Below are 16967 nucleotides of genomic sequence, written 5' to 3' on the forward strand. Positions count from 1 at the left end.
GTCGCCGCAGGAACTGGAGGAAGGGAAGGCACTTTAGCACCCGGATTTACATACTGGAACAATCCTGAAGCGCGATGAAAGAACTAAATCTGCCCTAGTGGGCCGATTTGAGGGTATTTCCGGATGCCGGCGGGGCGGCCGATTCCGGTCAGGCGCGGCGCGCGACGTCGACGCCCATGTTGGCAAGCTGGTCGGCGCGCTCGTTGCCGGGGTCGCCCGCGTGACCGCGAACCCAGCGCCACGACACCGTGTGCCGCTGCACCTGCTCATCCAGCGCCTGCCAGAGCTCGGCATTCTTGACCGGCTTTTTCTCGGCGGTGATCCAGCCGCGCCGTTTCCAGTTGGCCAGCCACTCGGTCATGCCCTTCATGACGTATTGCGAGTCGGTGTGGATGATGACGACGCACGGGCGCTTGAGGGCGCGCAGGCCTTCGATGACCGCCAGCAGTTCCATCCGGTTGTTGGTGGTCTGGAGTTCGCCGCCATGCAGCGTCTTTTCGTGCGCGCCGGCGCGCATCAGCACGCCCCAGCCGCCGGGACCCGGATTGCCCTTGCAGGCGCCGTCGGTCCACATTTCCACTTTCTGATCGTTCGCTTTGTTGTCCTGCATGGTGCTGCGTGCGTGTCCTTGTTCTTGCAATGTGAGGCCGGCCCGGCCGTTCAGGAGGGGTCGAAGCCGTCGTCCGCCTGGCGGTTGACCACCACCGACGCCGCGCGTGCGCGCTTGGGTTTGGTCTTCCAGGCAGGCCCGATGATACGCATGCCGGTCACGCGCTTGACCGCCGAGACCATGTAAACCGCCCCGCCCAGGCTCCACCAGCGGGCGCCGGCGGATTCCAGGAAGCCCCAGCGCTGCAGCCATTTTTCGCTGCGGCAGGCCGGCGCGTAGCAACCGAACTGGCTTTCATCGACCTCCAGCGACAGCAGCTTGAACCAGTCCTTGAGCCGCACCAGCGACACCTGGGACGACGGCGGCTGCGGCAGCCAGGGCTCCATGCCGGGCATGCGGGTGCGCGCGCCCCACATGCTCCAGGGATTGAACCCCGAAATGACGACCCGCCCCTCGGGCACCAGCACGCGCTCGACCTCGCGCAGCACGTTGTGGGGATCGGGCGTGAGTTCGAAGGTGTGCGGCAGGATCAGGAGGTCGACGCTTTGCGATTCGAACGGCAGGGCCTCGGGCTCTGCGACGACCACGCGCGACTGCCAGCCAGGCATGTTCTCCGGCGCAGGGGTCTCGGTGCCCACATAGCCCTTGAACGGCATCCGGTTCGCCCGCAACAGGTTCAGGTCGGCAAGGCCGACCTGCCAGGCGTAATATCCGAAGACATCCGCGACGGCCGCGTCGAACTGGGCCCGTTCCCAGGCCAGCACGTACTGGCCCGGCGGCGTCTGGAACCATTCGGCCAGTTCTACAATCGGCGGAGTTTCTTCTGCCACGTTTTTTTCCTTCGAATCCCATGCAAGCCTTGACCGCCCCCGCAGGCGGCCGCGAACGCAACGCCGCGGTCTTGCCTTTGCCAGCCTTTTCCGACAACTACATCTGGGCAATCGTCCAGGACGGCCTGGCGGCTGTCGTGGACCCCGGCGAAGCCGGCCCCGTGTTGCAGTTCCTGGATCAGCATGGCTTGAAGCTGCGCGCCATTCTACTCACGCACCACCATGGCGACCATGTGGGCGGCGTGCTCGAATTGTCCCGCATCGAGGGCATCACCGTATATGGTCCGGCGCGCGAAAAGCTGCCGCGCTGCGACGTCCGTCTGGCCGAAGGCGACCGCGTGACGCTGCCGGAACTGGACCTGGACCTGACCGTGCTGGACGTCCCGGGCCACACCGCCGGGCACATCGCCTATGCCGGCCGCGCGGCCGGCGTCGAGCACACGCTGTTCTGTGGCGACACGCTTTTCGCGGGGGGCTGTGGCCGGCTTTTCGAAGGCACCCCAGCGCAAATGTTTGATTCCTTGGAAAAATTTTCCGCTTTACCGCCGGATACAAAAGTTTTTTGCGCACACGAGTACACTCTAGCGAACCTTCGCTGGGCATCGGCCGTCGAACCGGCCAACCGCGACCTGCAAACGTGGCACCTGCGGGCCCAGCAATTACGCGCGGATGGTCACCCCACGCTTCCTTCGACCATCGGCCAGGAACGCGCGACCAATCCGTTCTTGCGCACGCAGCAGCCCGACGTCGTCCAGGCCGCCGCAAGCTGGGCCGGACGCCACCAGCAAACGCCGGTAGAGGTTTTTGCCTCCCTTCGTGAATGGAAGAACGATTTCAAGTGACCACCTGATGAATCTATCCCGACTCCTTCTGCCGCTCATGCTGGCAGTCCTCGCCGGTTGCGCAGGAACCAAAGCCCCCGATAGCAAGAACCTCACCACCAATTCCCAAGGCCGATACATCGCCCGGGACACTTCCCGCACGATCGACCTGACCAACCCGCCGGCCGACGCCTGGGACCGCATCCGCCGCGGTTTCGCGATCCCCAACCTGAATACCGACCTCTCCAAGCAGTGGACCGACTACTACGCGTCCCACCCCGAGGCGGTGCAGCGCATGGCGGAACGCGCGGGCAAGTACCTGTATTTCATCGTCGACGAGATCAACCGCCGCGGTCTGCCGACCGAGCTGGCGCTGCTGCCCTTCGTGGAAAGCGCGTACAACCCGACGGCCCTGTCCCGCGCGCAGGCTTCGGGCCTGTGGCAGTTCGTGCCGGCCACGGGCCAGCATTTCAACCTGAAGCAGGACTGGTGGCGCGACGAGCGTCGCGATCCCATCGCCTCGACCAACGCGGCCCTGGACTACCTGGAAAAGCTGTTTGAAATGCAGGGCGACTGGTACCTCGCCCTGGCCTCTTACAACTGGGGCGAAGGCTCGGTGCAGCGCGCCATGGCCAAGAACGAGGCCGCCGGCCAGAACACCGACTACCTGTCGCTGAACATGCCGGACGAGACCCGCAACTACGTGCCCAAGCTGCAGGCCATCAAGAACATCATTGCGGATCCGCAGCGCTATGCCGTGGCCCTGCCGCCCGTGGGCAACACCCCGTACTTCGTGACGGTGCAGAAGAACAGCGACATCGACCTTGAAATCGCCGCCAAGCTGGCCGAAATGCCGCTGGACGAATTCAAGGCCCTGAACCCGTCCTTCAACCGCCCGGTCATCCGCGGCGACCACGGCCCCACCCTGCTGCTGCCGGCCGACCGCGTTGAAATCTTCAACGCCAACCTCACCAACTACAAGGGCGACCTGTCCGCCTGGAAGGTCTACCACTCCCGGCGCGGCGAGTCCTACGCGGCCATCGCCAAGCGCTTTGGCGTATCCGAAGCCTCGCTGCGCGAGACCAACGACATCAGCCGCCGCCAGAAATCCGCGAACGGCCAGGCGCTGCTGGTGCCGGGCGACCCCGGCACGGGCGGCGTGCAGATCGCATCGCTGGCCCCGCCGGTGGGCGCGCTGGACGCGGCGCCGCAGGACAACAAGGCCGCCGCCCCGCGTGGCCGCACCACGCAGGCGCCCGCCGCCCGCGTTTCCAGCGCCCGCCCCAACGTCCGCAGCCACAAGGTCCGCCAGGGCGACACCCTGTTCTCGCTGGCCAAGCAATACGGCACCACGGTCGACGCGCTGCGTGCGCTCAACAACATCAAGGGCAGTGCCCTGAAGATCGGCACGCAGCTCCGCGTGCCGGGCACAAACGCGCGCGGGTAACCCCCGCCACAATCGCCGCACCCTTGGCGCGACACCCCGGCGCGGCACCCCGCAAGGGGGCCGCGCCGTCTTGCCCGCTGGACCGCCAAATTCCCTAAAATAGGCGGCCTCCAGAAGGGAAAAATTTCAAGGACACATCTATGGGCTTTCTTGCCGGCAAGCGCATCCTGGTCACCGGGGTGCTTTCCAACCGTTCCATCGCCTACGGCATCGCGCGCGCCTGTCATCAGCAAGGCGCCGAACTGGCGTTCACCTACGTGGGCGACCGCTTCAAGGACCGCGTCAGCGAATTCGCCGCCGAATTCGGCAGCAACATCGTGCTGCCCTGCGACGTGGCCGAAGACAGCCAGATCGACGGCGCCTTCGCCGAACTGGGCAAGCGCTGGGACGGCCTGGACGGCCTGGTCCACTCCATTGGCTTCGCCCCGCGTGAAGCCATTGCCGGCAACTTCCTGGACGGCCTGTCGCGCGAAGGCTTTCGCATCGCCCACGACATTTCGGCCTACAGCTTTGCCGCCATGGCCAAGGCCGCGCTGCCCCTGATGGAAGGCCGCAACGGTTCCGTGCTGACGCTGACGTACCTGGGCGCCGAGCGCGTGGTTCCCAACTACAACACGATGGGTCTGGCCAAGGCGTCGCTTGAAGCCAGCGTGCGCTACCTGGCCACGGCGCTGGGCCCGCGCGGCATCCGTGCCAACGGCATCTCCGCCGGCCCGATCAAGACCCTGGCCGCCAGCGGCATCAAGGACTTCTCGGCCATCCTGAAGTTCGTGGAAAACCAGTCCCCCCTGCGCCGCAACATCACCATCGAAGACGTCGGCAACGTCGCGGCCTTCATGCTGTCGGACCTGGCTGCCGGCGTGACCGGCGAGATCACCCACGTGGACGGCGGCTTCTCGACCATCGTTCCGGGCATGGAAGAGTAAGACTTTCTTGGGACGGGGCCTGGCGCCCCGCCTTGTCGAACGGGGCCGGTTTCTCCGGCCCCTTCTCAAATTTCCGGTTTCTCAGTCCGGCCGCACGATCAGCGTGGACACCTGCACGTCCACCGCCGTCATCAGCTTGTGGATCGGGCACTTCTCGGCCACGGCCAGCAATTCGTCGATCTGCGCATCGGACAACTCGCCGTGCAGCGTCAGCTTGGCAGTCAGGCGGTAGATGCCACGGCGTTCCTCGCTGGCATCGCGCACCACTTCCACCCCCACCGATTCCAGCGGCAGGCCCTTGCGCTGCGCGTAGACCATCAGCGTCATCGCCTTGCAGCCGCCCAGCGCGGTATCGAAGTAGTCGTGGGGATCCGGCCCCTCGCCTTGCGGCTTGGGCATGTCCAGCGGCAGGTCGTGGCCTTCGGCCGTTGCGGTGAATTGCAGAGACTGGGGCGCATTCTGGCGCACGCGGATGCTCATGGATCGGTTCTCCTGTGTTGGGACTACCAGGGACAGCCTTGGATGATCTGGCTGCGCCTGTGCATGGGGCGGCCGGTCGGCCGGCGACAAGGACGGTTGTAGCACTTGCCGCAGCCTTCCGGGGCCGGATCAACCGCCTGACGGTTAGCTGAACTTCCTGCGACGGCCACGGTCCGATATCCCTGACCGATCGTTTTACAGGAGGCCGCATGAGCGCCCGGCAATTACTTGATCAACTGTTGCAGTCCGGACAAGGGCTGCTTTCCGACACGACGAACCGCGTGCAGAACGCCACCGGCGGCAAGGGATCGTCCCTGCTTTCCGGCTTGGGCGGCGGCGCCCTGGGCGCAGGCGCCCTAGGCCTCTTGATGGGCAGCAAGAAGGCCCGCAAGATCGGCGGCAAGGTCGCCATGTACGGCGGCATGGCCGCGCTGGGCGCATTGGCCTATCGCGCCTACGGCGACTGGCAGCGCAAGCAGGCGGGCGCGCCCACTGCCCCGCCCCAGACGCTGGACCGCCTGCCCGCCCCCGAGGCCGAACAGCATAGCAACGCCGTCCTCACCGCCATGATCGGCGCGGCCAAGGCCGACGGCCACATCGGTCCCGAGGAAAAAACCCTGCTGGAAACGGAACTGGCCAAGCTGTCATCCGACGCCCAGGACCGCCGCTGGCTGGAAGCCGAGCTGTCCCGCCCGCTGGATCCCAGCGTGATCGCCCAGTCAGCCAAGACGCCCGAAATGGCGGCGGAAATGTACCTGGCCAGCCTGCTCGTCGTGGACGAGGAAAGCTACATGGAGCGCGCGTACCTGGATGAGCTGGCGCGTCAGCTCAAGCTGGAACCGGGCCTGAAGGAGCAATTGGAGCAGCACGCCAAAGCGGCTGTCTGATAGCAGCGGCTGACGCTGCAACCGTAGTTTCAGCCCCCTCCGCGGCCGATGCCGCGCATCACGCGCCGGATCGGCCGCTTTGCCGTTCAATCCGCCCGCAACCCGATCGCCTCGGTCAACGCCGTATAGCGGTCGATATCCGCGCCGATCATCTGCTGAAACTCTTGCGGCGAGCTGCTGGCAGGCGTAAAGCCCTGCTCACGCAGTGCGGCCTGCACATCCGGCCGCCGCACGATCTTCCCCACCGCTGCATTCAGCTTGTCCACCACTGCGGGCGGCGTCGCCGCCGGGGTCAACAGCCCGTGCCACTGATCCAGCGCATAGCCTGACACGCCCTGCTCGGCCACCGTCGGTACGGTGGGCATGAGCGGTGACCGCGCGGGCGACGTCACGGCCAGCGCGCGCAGCTTGCCCGCGGCGATCAACGGCGCCGCGCTGGAAGCTGTCACCACCCCCACGCCCACCTGCCCAGCCATCACATCGGTCAGCGCCGGACCACATCCCTTGTACGGCACCTGCTGCATCACCGCACCCGTCTTGCGCGACAGCATCTCGCCCGCCAGATGCTGCGGTGTGCCGTTGCCGCACGTCGCAAACGCCAGCGGCTTGTCCGGCAGGGCGGCCAAGATCACGTCATCAAGATTGCGCAAAGGCGACGCCGCCGGCACGACAAACACCGAGGGCACGAAAGCCACATTGATGACCGCCGAAAAATCCCGCTTCGGCGAGAAGCCCAGATTGCGATAGACGCCCGGGTTGATCGCAAACGAGCTGTTCACCATCAGCAGCGTGTAGCCGTCCGGCGGCGACTCGGCCACGATCCGGGCACCGATGTTGCCGCTGGCGCCCGGCCGATTCTCCACCACCACCGGCTGCCCCAACGACTCCTGCAGACTGGCGCCGATGCGGCGTGCAAGCAGATCGGTCCCGCCGCCGGGCGGGAACGTCACGACGATCGTGATGGGATGCGACGGATACGACGCATCGCCCGGCGCCTCGCCCGAGGGCGGATTACCGCAGGCCGTCAGCGACAGAGCAACAAGCGTAAGAGACGAGAGCAGCAGGCGTTTCATGTTCGGGACCAATGAAAAGTCAGGCGTCCAGACCAATGTCCAGCACCTTGGCGCTGTGCGTCAGCCAACCCACGGCGATCTGGTCCACGCCGGTAGCGGCCACGACGGCCGCGGTTTCGGGCGTGATCCGGCCCGAGGCTTCCGTAATCGCCCGGCCCCGCGCCATCGCGACGGCGCGGCGCAGGTCATCCAGGCTCATGTTGTCCAGCAGCACCACGTCCACGCCCAGCGACAGCGCCACTTCAAGCTGCTCCAGCGTGTCCACTTCCAGCTCGATCTTCACCATGTGGCCCACGCCGGCGCGCGCCCGTTCGACGGCGGTCGCCACGCTGCCGGCCAGCGCAATGTGGTTGTCCTTGATGAGCACCGCGTCGTCCAGCCCATGACGGTGATTGCTGCCGCCGCCCACGCGCACCGCGTACTTCTGCACCGCCCGAAGCCCCGGCATGGTCTTGCGCGTGCACGTGACACGCGCGCCGAAATCCGAGATGGCCCGGGCGATCGACGCCGTGGCTGTCGCCACGCCGCTCAGGTGACACAGAAAATTGAGCGCCACCCGCTCCGCGCTAAGCATCGCGCGCGCATTGCCCTGGATGCGCGCGATTTCCATCCCGGGCTCGAGATCGCTGCCATCGCGACGCGACACCGTGAATGCCAGGTTCGGGTCCATCGTGCGGAACGCCAGCCGGGCCAGATCCAACCCCGCCAACACGCCCTCCTGCCGCGCCACGAGCCGCGTTTCGGCCGTGGCATCGGCCGGCACGATGGCGTCGGTCGTCAGGTCGCCAGCGCGGCCCAGGTCCTCCAGCAACGCCGCCCGCACGAGCGGCTCCAGCATGACGTCCGGCAGCGGCGGAACGGGAAGGCGATCGGCTGCGAGGGGCTTTGCGGCTTTAATGCTCATTTTGAGTATTTGTAGCGTAAAAAAAGGCGCGCAAGAATTGCGCACCACTTATGCTAATTATGAGTATAAGCCTTGTCAAGCGTCAAACGACGCGCGACACCGGCAACTTGCTGCCTGCAATGGCCCGCTCCAGCAGCACGTCGCGCCGGAACCGGAACAGCTTGGCGGGTCGGCCGGCGGTGCCGGTCGCCATGGCGCCGGTCTCTTCGACCAGATCCTGCTGCTCGATGAAGCGGCGGAAGTTCTGCTTGTGCAACCCACGCCCCGCCAGCGCCTCGACCGCCATCTGCAGCTGCAACAGCGTGAACTCGTCCGGCATCAGTTCAAACACCACCGGGCGGTACTTGATCTTGGCGCGCAGCCTCGCAATGCCGGTGGCCAGGATGCGCCGATGGTCGTGGCGCATCGGCTGTCCGGGCACCACCGCGGTTTCGCCGGTGCGCCGCACCGCCTCGGGCACCAGCCCGGCTTCGAACAACAGTTCGTAGCGCTGCAGCACCATGTCCTCATTCCACGCCGCGCCTTCCAGTCCAAAGGTGATCGCCGCGCGCTGCTGGCGGCGCGCGCGGACCGATGCGTCCGCGCTGCCTTCCCACCACGCGGTGAGCCGCGGCACGATCACATCCTCGACGAGCGCCGGCGTGCCCGCGCGCCGGTCTTCCCACGGAAAGTAGCGATACCAGTCCTGCCAGCCGACTTGCGCAACGCCCGTCTCGCCCGCTTCGCGCGTGAGGCCCAGGTAGCTGACCGAGATGACCCGCCCGCCGGACTCATCCGAGCGATCGCCGTCCGCAAAGGTATAGAGCTGCTCGACATACCCCAACGGATGATGCGTCTGCGCCTCGACCCAATCGCGCAGGCCGGCCTGCAGCGACCGGTGCGACAACTCGAACGGCCCGGCCGGCAACGCCCTGGCATCGTCCGTCGTCAGCACCCGCGGCTCGCCGTTGGTCACCGCAACCAGCACGGCAACGAGTTCAGCATGGACGGAGCGTTCGACGGATTCGGTCAAGGTGGGCGTGGGGATATCGAGAATGGGCGGTCGGCAGAAAATGGCGGCGCGAAGCTCGAGATTATAAGGACGCAGTGTGGCAAGTTTTGATGGCCTCGTCCTGCAACAGCCCCTTGCAATCGTGACATCCAGAACGCTGCCTCACCGGGACGGGGGTTCTAAGATGGATCAATGTCCAGGCGCGGCGCCATCCTGGCCTCGCGCGCAGTCGGAGCAATCGCCATGCTGAAAACCACCCCTGATCCCACCACTGCGTCCAAGGGTGCGGACGAACAAAAGCCCCCGACAGACCCGCGCAAGGGTACCGAGACCCTGCCCATGCCGGATGAAAGCAACGTCGTCGCAGGCATGCCGCGGCGTGGCCGCGCCATTGCGGAACCCGGAGAACCGGGCGTCATCACGCCGGAAGACGACGTGCTGGATACGTCGTACGACACACCCAAGACGTGACGCGCACGGCGTTCCGCGCATAGGGATCGCCGGCGCAAAGCCGGCGATCCCCTCAGTCCAGCTTCACCTTCGCACCCTCGATCACAGGCTTCCACTTCTGGTAGTCCTGCTTGATGGTCTCCGCGAACTGTTCCGGCGTCGTGGGCATGGCCTGCGCGCCCTGAGCCGCCAAGGCCTCCTGCATCGCCGGCAATGCCAGCACCTTGTTGAGTTCCGTGTTCAGCGTCTGGATGATGGGCTTGGGCGTCTTGGCGGGCGCCAGCAAGCCATACCAGACCCGTACGTCAAAGCCGGGATAACCCAGTTCCGCCACGGTCGGCACGTCGGGCAGCGCCGGGCTGCGCTGCGGCGAAGTGACGGCCAGCGCGACCGCGCTGCCGGCCTTGAGCTGCGGCGCCGCCGACGGGATGGACGTGAAGATCACCGGCACCTGCCCGCCCAGCAGATCCGCCATGGCGGGCCCCGACCCCTTGTACGGCACGTGGACCAGCTTGACGTCCGCGCGCTGCTGGAGCAGTTCGGCAGCCAGGTGCGTGATGGTGCCGGCGCCCGGCGACCCGTAGTTGACGGCTCCCGGCGCCTTGCGGGCCGCTTCGATCAGCGCCTGCAAGGTCTGGTAGGGACTGGATTTGCCCGCCACGATGACCAGGGGTGCTTCGCCCACGATGCCAATCGGCGCAAAGTCCTTGATCGGGTCGTAGGAAAGCTTGCTGTAGATGGAAGGCGCCACCGCCAGGTTGTCGACCTGCCCCATGACGATCTCATAGCCGTCCGGCTTGGCCCGCGCGGCCGCGCCGATGCCGATGGTGCCGCCGGCGCCCGGCCGGTTCTCGGCCACCACGTTCCATTTGGTCGTCTCGCCCAGCTTGGCGCTCACTGTGCGCGACAGGAAGTCCGTGCCGCCGCCCGGCGTGAACGGCACGATGATGCGGATGGGTTGATTCGGGTAGGACTCCTGGGCGTGGGCGCCTGCCGCGACGCCCAGCACGCAAGCTGAAAGCAGAAGGTTGCGTAGCATGTCGTTTGTCTCCGTCGTTATTGCTTTATGGGCAGGCTGTGTCGCCTTGGTGGTCCTGCCGCGGCGCATTCAGATGACGCCGCGTTCCTGCAAACCGCGGATGTCCTCCTGCGCGAATCCGAATCGCAGCAGCACATCGCGAGTATCGGCGCCCAGCGCGGGCGCGGCTTGCACGGGCCGGGCTTCGGCCTGCGCAAATTTGATCGGGAAGCCCAGCATCCGCACATCGCCGTGGTCGCCATGCGGCACGTCGATGGCCATGCGCTGGTCCTGCACCTGAGGATCCTCGAACACTTCCTGCAGGTTCAGCACCTGACCGCACGGCACGCCGAACCGGTTCAGGCGTTCGATCCAGTGGGCGCTGGTGTGCTGGCGCGTGCGCGTCTGGATGGCCTCGGTGATGGCGCCACGATTGCGCATGCGATCGGCGTTCGTCGCAAAACGGGGATCGGCGCGCAGTTCCGATAGCTCCAACGCGTCCAGCAGCTTGTGATAGACGACGTCGTTGCTGGGCGCGATTGCGACCTGCCCGTCGGCCGTCTCGAACAGCCCGTAGGGCGACGCGATGCCGTGATCGTTGCCCGTGCGCGCAGGCAGCCGGCCGTCGGCAAAATAGTTCGACGCCTGAAAGCTCAAGAGGCCGATCATGCTGCCCAGGAGGCTCACGCTGACGCTGTCACCCTGCCCGGTGCGCTCGCGCCGCAGCAGTGCCGCCACGATGCCGAGCGCGCCATTCATGCCGGCCACCAGATCGCTGATGGGGGGGCCCGCGCGCATGGGCGGCTGACTTTCCGCGCCATTCAGGCTCATGAACCCGCTCATCGCCTGCGCGATGAAATCGAATGCCGGCCGGTCGCGATAAGGCCCCGTCGTACCAAAGCCGTTGATGCTGCAATGAATGATGTCGGGCTTGAGCGCCTTGAGCGCCTCGTCGCCCAGCCCCATCTTCTGCATTACGCCCGGCCGGTAGTTCTCGACGATGACATCGCATTCGGCGATGAGGCGCCGCAGCACGGCCTTGCCTTCCTCGCTGTAAAGGTCGAGCGTGACAGATTTCTTGTTGCGGTTGTAGTTGGCGAAGTACCAGCTCAGGCCGTCGCGTATCACGCCCTGGGCGCGCACCGGGTCGCCTTCGCCCGGCGTCTCGATCTTGATGACCTCTGCGCCCATGTCGGCAAGCAGAGAGGTGCAGAACGGACCCGAGATGATGCGGGTCAGGTCCAGAATGCGGAATCCGGATAAAGGCATGGGTTCTTTTGAATCCAGGGTTGCGGAAATCAGCCGACGGCGGCCACGGCGCCGTCGTAATCGTGCAAGGCAAGACGCGGCCCGGCCTTCATCACCTGTCCTGACAACCGGCGCTTCATCACCTGCTCAAGATGCCGCGACGCCTGGATCAGCGCCGCCAGGTCGATGCCCGTCTCGATGTCCATCTCGTGCAGCAGGTTGACCGTGTCCTCGGTGCAGACATTTCCCGTCGCCCCGGGCGCGAAAGGACAGCCGCCCAAGCCGCCCAGCGACGATTCAAAGGATGTGATGCCGGCATGCAGCCCCTCGACCACATTCACCAGCCCGAGGCCGCGCGTGTTGTGAAAATGCAGCGAAAAGTCCATGGCCGGAAAAGCGGCGCGCAGCGCGTCCACCGTCTTGCGCACCAGCCGCGGCGTCGCCATGCCCGTCGTGTCGCCGAGCGTGACGGCGTCGAAATCCAGGCGGGCAAACTCGGCCACGATGGTCTTCAACGTGGCGATATCGACATCGCCTTCAAACGGACAACCGAAAGCGACCGCGATGGCGCCCTTGCGCCGCATGGGATGTTCCTGCAACAGCGCCGCCACATCCTCGATGTCGCGCAGCGATTGCTCCACGGACCGGTTCAGGTTCTTTCTGTTGTGGCTTTCGCTGGCCGACAGGAACACCACGACTTCATCGGCACGCGATGCCAGCGCACGTTCAACGCCGCGCGCGTTCGGCGCCAGCGCGCTCAACACGACGCCCGGCCGCTTGTCCGCCAGCGCCAGCAACTCTGCGGCGTCGCGCATCTGCGGCACCGCCCGGGGCGACACGAACGAGGTCGCCTCGATATGCCGCACGCCGGCGGCAATCAGTTCATTCAGGATGGCAGCCTTGGTCTCGGTGGGCACGAACTCGGGCTCGCTTTGCAGTCCGTCCCGCAGTCCCACCTCCACGATCTGCACTCGGCTTGGAAGGCTCACGTCTCTCTCTCCTCGCGCCCGCGCGGCGGGCGGTCCATGGGCTTGATGAGCTATCTTCCGAGGTCCGCCGGCGTGGCACAAATCGCGATTCTTCAGCGGGGCATCGCCATTCGCGATGGCTGCGCGCGGCGGCGCCTGCATTGGCCGTCCGGATTTTGCTACGCAACATCCGGATCCGAATCCGGAAAGACCTGCCTCAATTGCCGGAGGCGGCGGCCTCTTGCAGCAGGTGCTCCATCAGCAACCTGGCAGCGCCGGACAGGGGCTCATTGCTGCGCACGCACAACTTGAGCTGGCGACGCGCCCACGCGTCCGTCAAAGGGATAATCCGTAGATCGCCGCAATCGAAGAGGGACAGCGCCTCCACGGGCACGATGCCGATACCCAGCTCGCAGCGCACCATCGATACCAGCGCATCGTATGACGTGACCTGGAACCGCAGCCGCACCGTCCGATTGATGGCTGCCGCCTCGCGCGTGAACAGGTAGTTCGCCGCGCTGCCCCGGTGCATGCCGACGTGGTCATATTCCAGCGTGTCGGCAAACGCCACGCGCTCCCGCGCAGCCAGCGGATGAGACCGGTTGGCCAGCAGCGTCATCACATCGCGCCGGTACGGAAAACTCTGCAGCCCGCTGTCGTCGTCGGTCTGGGTATAGATACCGATATCGCTCATGTTCTGCTGCACCGCTCGCGTCACCGCGGAACTGACGTTCTCCTCCAGATCGATCTGCACGCCGGGGTGCAGCGTCAGAAAGCGCCGCAGATCCTGGGGCAGGAACTGCGTGATGGAAGAGAGGTTTGCCGCGATGCGCACATGCCCGCGCACGCCCGACGAAAAATCGCGGATCTCGTCGGTGAGGCCGCGCGCCTGATGCAGCAGCGCCCGCGCATGGCGCGCCAACGCATGCCCCGCGCCCGTCGCCGCCACCCCTCGAGCATGCCGCGTGATCAGCACCACATCCAGGATGCGCTCCAGCTCCGACAGCCGCTTGCTCAGCGCCGAGGGCGCAATGTGCTCACGCGCGGCGGCCGCGGCAATGCTGCCCTCTTCAACCACGGCCACAAAGACCTGCAGGCTGTAGAGATCCAGGCGAGGCGCGGATGATCGGATCGGCAGGTCGAAAGTCATGGCACGAGCGTACCGTAACGATTCCCGGAAATGCAAAAGGCCCCGGTCTCTGGGAGATCGGGGCCTTTTTTGGCTTGGCCGCTTTTTGGGGGCTTGGCGGCCTTGCCAGTATTCCTGGCGGACAGAGGGGGATTCGAACCCCCGATACGCTTTTGACGTATACACGCTTTCCAGGCGTGCGCCTTCAACCACTCGGCCACCTGTCCTACTGCACTTCCAGGGGCCTTTCGGTGCTGATGAAAGACGCTGCTGAAAATGCGAATCCGCGATTCTAGCAGAATCGGCAACAGCACAGCAAGCGGGCAAACAAAAAGGGACGCACTACGCGCGTCCCTTCCCCTGCCGGCGCCATTACTTCGACGCGGGCGGGTCCTGCTCCCGGTAGGAGCTGATCGTGCCGTCCGGTTCGGTTTCTTCCAGCCGGACGCGGAATCCCCATAGACGTGCCAGATGCTTCATGACCTGTTCGGCATCTTCACCGGCCAGCGGCCGGCCGCGGCTCTTCAAGTGGCGCAGCACCAGCGAGCGGTCGGTGTCGCGGTTGAAGCGGACGACCTGGATGTCGGGCACCAGGTTGTCGCGATTGTGCTGCGCGGCGAGCAGGCGCCGGATGTCGCGGTAGCCCTCGTCGTCGTGGATCGCGGCCACTTCCAGCTTGGGGTTGGCTTGGTGGTCCGAGATCGCGAAGAAGCGGAATTCGCGGATCAGGCGCGGGGACAGATACTGCGAGATGTAGGACTCGTCCTTGAAGTTGCGCATGGCGAAGTCCAACGTCTTCAACCAGTCGCCGCCCGCGATGTCGGGGAACCAGCGGCGGTCTTCGGGCGTGGGCGCTTCGCAGATGCGGCGGATGTCCGACATCATTGCAAAGCCCAGCGCGTACGGGTTGATGCCGCCATAGCCGCGCTCGTCAAAGCCGCGCTGGCTGACGACGTTGGTGTGGCTTTGCAGGAACTCCATCATGAAGCCGTCGTTCACCAGGCCCTTCTCGTGCAGGCGGTTCAGGATGGTGTAGTGCCAGAACGTGGCCCAGCCTTCGTTCATGACCTTGGTCTGGGTCTGCGGATAGAAATACTGCGCGACCTTGCGGACGATGCGCACCAGCTCCTTCTGCCACGGGGCCAGCTTGGGCGAGTACTTCTCGATGAAGTACAGCAGGTTTTCCTCGGGCTCGGGCGGAAACACGGACGCCGCGACGCGCGTGTCCTTGTCCGCTTCGATGCGCGGCAGCGTGCGCCACAGGTCGTTGTACTGCAGGCGCGCGTGTTCCTCGCGCTCGGCCTGGCGGGTGGCCTCTTCCTTGAAGGAGACCGGCGTCGGGCGCTTGTAGCGGTCGACGCCGTGATGCGACAGCGCATGGCACGAGTCCAGCAGCGACTCCACGGCGTCGATGCCGTAGCGGTCTTCGCACGCCATCACGTACTTGCGCGCGAACACCAGGTAGTCCAGCACGCCGTCGGCGTCTGTCCATTGCCGGAAGAGATAGTTGCCCTTGAAGAAGGAATTGTGCCCGTAGCAGGCATGCGCGATCACCAGCGCCTGCATCGGCATGGAATTCTCTTCCATGAGGTAAGAAATGCACGGGTTGGAATTGATGACGATTTCGTACGCCAGCCCCTGCATGCCGCGTCGGTAGTACTGCTCGTTGCGGATGAATTCCTTGCCGTACGACCAATGCGGGTAGCCAATGGGCAAGCCCGCCGACGCGTACGCGTCCAGCATCTGTTCCGAGGTGATGACCTCGATCTGGTTCGGATAGGTGTCCAAGCCATATTCGCGCGCAATCTGCGAGATCGCGTCGTCATAGGTCTGGATCAGTTCGAACGTCCATTCGGAACCCTGCGAGATCGGCCGGACACCGCCGTCCGATCCCGGCTCCACGAGCGCACCCATGTTGGCGTTCATGCGGTCTCCTTCTTGAACAGGTCGTGGAACACGGGAAAGATTTCCCCGCGGTCGCAAATGCGCCGCATGACGAAGTGCGGTTCCAGTTTCTGTTCATACTCGGCCCACAGACTGCTCTTGCGGGCTTCCTGCGAGTCGGGGATTTCGATGTAGGCAAAGTAGCGCGACGAAGGCAGCAGATGCTCGGCCAGGAATCGCGCGCTCTTGCCCGCATCGGCGCCAAACGAGTCGCCGTCGCTGGCCTGCGCCGCGTAGACGTTCCACGCGGACGGCGGATAGCGCTTTTCAAGGATCTCGCGCATCAGCTCCAATGCCGACAACACGATCGTGCCGCCGCTCTTGGGGTCGTAGAAGAACGTGTGCTCGTCCACTTCCTCGGCGTTGTCGGTGTGGCGGATGAACACCAGATCGACGTGCTCGTACTTGCGCGACAGGAACAGGTAGAGCAGCGTGAAGAAGCGCTTGGCCAGATCCTTCTTGCCCTCGTCCATCGAGCCGGACACGTCCATCAGGCAGAACATGACGGCGCGCGCCATGGGGATGGCGACCGACACGCGGTTGCGATAGCGCAGATCCAGGTCGTCCAGGAACGGCACGCGCGCCAGACGCTCGCGGCAATCCTCGACCTCCTGTTCCAGCTCGCGGATTCGGGCCTGCGACACGCCGGCAGCCTTGGCCTCTTCCAGCGCGTCCTCGGCATCGCGCAGGTCGGCGCGCGCCTTCACGCCCAGCGACACCCGACGTGCCAGCGATGACTTCAGCGTGCGGCTGATGCTCAGCGTGCTGGGCGAGCCGGTGGTGGTGTAGCCGGCGCGCTGCCACTTCTTCTGGCTGACTTCGCCAAGCTGGTTGCGCGCCAGGTGCGGCAGTTCCAGATCCTCGAAAAAGAGGTTCAGGAATTCAGCACGCGACAGGCTGAAGGTGAACTGGTCCACCGACTCACCTTCACCCGGCTCGGAGCCGCCCTCGCCCTGCCCGCCCTGCGGCCGGTCGAAGGTGTCGCCCTTGGCGAATTCGCGGTTGCCCGGATGGACCATTTCGCGGTCGCCGCCCGCGCCGTGCCGGAATGTCGGCTCGGAAATATCGCGGGCGGGCAGGTTGATCTCACCGCCTTGATCCATGTCCTGGATCGAGCGGTCACGGATCATCCCGTGTACCGCCTTGCGGATCTGATCCTTGTAACGCCGCAGAAAGCGTTCCCGGTTAACGGCGCTCTTGTTGCGACCGTTAAGACGGCGATCGATCAGTGAATTCATGAT

General features: G+C 65.4%; 17 protein-coding genes and 1 tRNA gene. 5 read left to right on the forward strand and 13 right to left on the reverse strand.

Going from position 1 to position 16967, the window contains the following annotated elements:
- Positions 1 to 148: 148 nt before the first annotated feature.
- Together rnhA and B2W22_RS23270 are read right to left on the reverse strand one after the other, a co-directional pair.
- Complete coding sequence (gene rnhA, locus B2W22_RS23265; protein ID WP_286939690.1) at positions 149 to 610, reverse strand: ribonuclease HI; 462 nt, start codon at positions 608 to 610, stop codon at positions 149 to 151.
- Between the two features lie 50 nt (positions 611 to 660).
- Positions 661 to 1440 carry a class I SAM-dependent methyltransferase gene (locus B2W22_RS23270; RefSeq protein WP_175139096.1) on the reverse strand — a complete coding sequence of 260 codons (780 nt, stop codon included), beginning with the start codon at positions 1438 to 1440 and terminating at the stop codon, positions 661 to 663.
- 20 nt (positions 1441 to 1460) lie between these two features.
- On the opposite strand from B2W22_RS23270, the gene gloB reads away from it, so the two are divergent.
- The 3 genes from gloB (at position 1461) to fabI (ending at position 4634) form a co-directional block, all read left to right on the forward strand.
- Positions 1461 to 2282 carry a hydroxyacylglutathione hydrolase gene (gene gloB, locus B2W22_RS23275; protein ID WP_286939691.1) on the forward strand — a complete coding sequence of 274 codons (822 nt, stop codon included), beginning with the start codon at positions 1461 to 1463 and terminating at the stop codon, positions 2280 to 2282.
- Between the two features lie 7 nt (positions 2283 to 2289).
- Entirely contained in the window at positions 2290 to 3708 is a 1419-nt protein-coding gene (locus B2W22_RS23280; RefSeq protein WP_175139097.1) for a transglycosylase SLT domain-containing protein, read from the forward strand.
- Between the two features lie 140 nt (positions 3709 to 3848).
- Entirely contained in the window at positions 3849 to 4634 is a 786-nt protein-coding gene (fabI, locus tag B2W22_RS23285) for an enoyl-ACP reductase FabI (protein ID WP_286939692.1), read from the forward strand.
- An 81-nt stretch (positions 4635 to 4715) separates the two neighbouring features.
- On the opposite strand, the gene B2W22_RS23290 is transcribed toward fabI, so the two are convergent.
- A complete protein-coding gene (locus B2W22_RS23290) occupies positions 4716 to 5114 on the reverse strand; it encodes an OsmC family protein (RefSeq protein WP_056327870.1) in 399 nt (132 codons plus the stop codon).
- A 209-nt stretch (positions 5115 to 5323) separates the two neighbouring features.
- Between B2W22_RS23290 and B2W22_RS23295 the strand changes: the two genes are divergently transcribed.
- The gene (locus tag B2W22_RS23295; RefSeq protein WP_175139099.1) at positions 5324 to 6001 is read left to right on the forward strand and encodes a tellurite resistance TerB family protein; all 678 of its coding nucleotides are present in this window, start codon (positions 5324 to 5326) and stop codon (positions 5999 to 6001) included.
- An 86-nt stretch (positions 6002 to 6087) separates the two neighbouring features.
- Here B2W22_RS23295 and B2W22_RS23300 read toward each other — a convergent pair whose 3' ends face one another.
- From B2W22_RS23300 to B2W22_RS23310, 3 genes are all read right to left on the reverse strand, one after another.
- Complete coding sequence (locus B2W22_RS23300; protein ID WP_175139100.1) at positions 6088 to 7074, reverse strand: tripartite tricarboxylate transporter substrate binding protein; 987 nt, start codon at positions 7072 to 7074, stop codon at positions 6088 to 6090.
- Between the two features lie 19 nt (positions 7075 to 7093).
- Positions 7094 to 7978, reverse strand: a complete 885-nt coding sequence (gene nadC, locus B2W22_RS23305; protein WP_286939694.1) for a carboxylating nicotinate-nucleotide diphosphorylase — start codon at positions 7976 to 7978, stop codon at positions 7094 to 7096.
- An 82-nt stretch (positions 7979 to 8060) separates the two neighbouring features.
- Complete coding sequence (locus B2W22_RS23310; RefSeq protein WP_286939696.1) at positions 8061 to 8990, reverse strand: NUDIX hydrolase; 930 nt, start codon at positions 8988 to 8990, stop codon at positions 8061 to 8063.
- 222 nt (positions 8991 to 9212) lie between these two features.
- Between B2W22_RS23310 and B2W22_RS23315 the strand changes: the two genes are divergently transcribed.
- A complete protein-coding gene (locus tag B2W22_RS23315; RefSeq protein ID WP_175125437.1) occupies positions 9213 to 9440 on the forward strand; it encodes a hypothetical protein in 228 nt (75 codons plus the stop codon).
- A gap of 52 nt (positions 9441 to 9492) precedes the next feature.
- Here the strand turns inward: B2W22_RS23315 and B2W22_RS23320 are convergent, their stop codons facing one another.
- The 7 genes from B2W22_RS23320 to B2W22_RS23350 all read right to left on the reverse strand — a co-directional run bounded on the left by B2W22_RS23320 (position 9493) and on the right by B2W22_RS23350 (position 16964).
- On the reverse strand, positions 9493 to 10458 hold the full coding sequence (locus tag B2W22_RS23320) for a Bug family tripartite tricarboxylate transporter substrate binding protein (RefSeq protein ID WP_175139102.1): 966 nt from the start codon (positions 10456 to 10458) through the stop codon (positions 9493 to 9495).
- Positions 10459 to 10527: 69 nt separating this feature from the next.
- A complete protein-coding gene (locus B2W22_RS23325) occupies positions 10528 to 11706 on the reverse strand; it encodes a CaiB/BaiF CoA transferase family protein (protein ID WP_286939698.1) in 1179 nt (392 codons plus the stop codon).
- A 29-nt stretch (positions 11707 to 11735) separates the two neighbouring features.
- Positions 11736 to 12674 carry a hydroxymethylglutaryl-CoA lyase gene (locus B2W22_RS23330; RefSeq protein ID WP_286939700.1) on the reverse strand — a complete coding sequence of 313 codons (939 nt, stop codon included), beginning with the start codon at positions 12672 to 12674 and terminating at the stop codon, positions 11736 to 11738.
- Between the two features lie 196 nt (positions 12675 to 12870).
- A complete protein-coding gene (locus tag B2W22_RS23335) occupies positions 12871 to 13803 on the reverse strand; it encodes a LysR substrate-binding domain-containing protein (protein WP_175125454.1) in 933 nt (310 codons plus the stop codon).
- 115 nt (positions 13804 to 13918) lie between these two features.
- Positions 13919 to 14009, reverse strand: a tRNA-Ser gene (locus B2W22_RS23340).
- A 145-nt stretch (positions 14010 to 14154) separates the two neighbouring features.
- Positions 14155 to 15708, reverse strand: a complete 1554-nt coding sequence (locus B2W22_RS23345; RefSeq protein WP_175125455.1) for a SpoVR family protein — start codon at positions 15706 to 15708, stop codon at positions 14155 to 14157.
- Entirely contained in the window at positions 15705 to 16964 is a 1260-nt protein-coding gene (locus tag B2W22_RS23350) for a YeaH/YhbH family protein (protein ID WP_175125456.1), read from the reverse strand. Before B2W22_RS23350 ends, B2W22_RS23345 begins: the two co-directional genes overlap by 4 nt.
- Positions 16965 to 16967 lie beyond the last annotated feature (3 nt).

The sequence above is a fragment of the Achromobacter sp. UBA4530 genome (assembly GCF_002388205.1).
GTDB lineage: Bacteria > Pseudomonadota > Gammaproteobacteria > Burkholderiales > Burkholderiaceae_B > Achromobacter > Achromobacter animicus.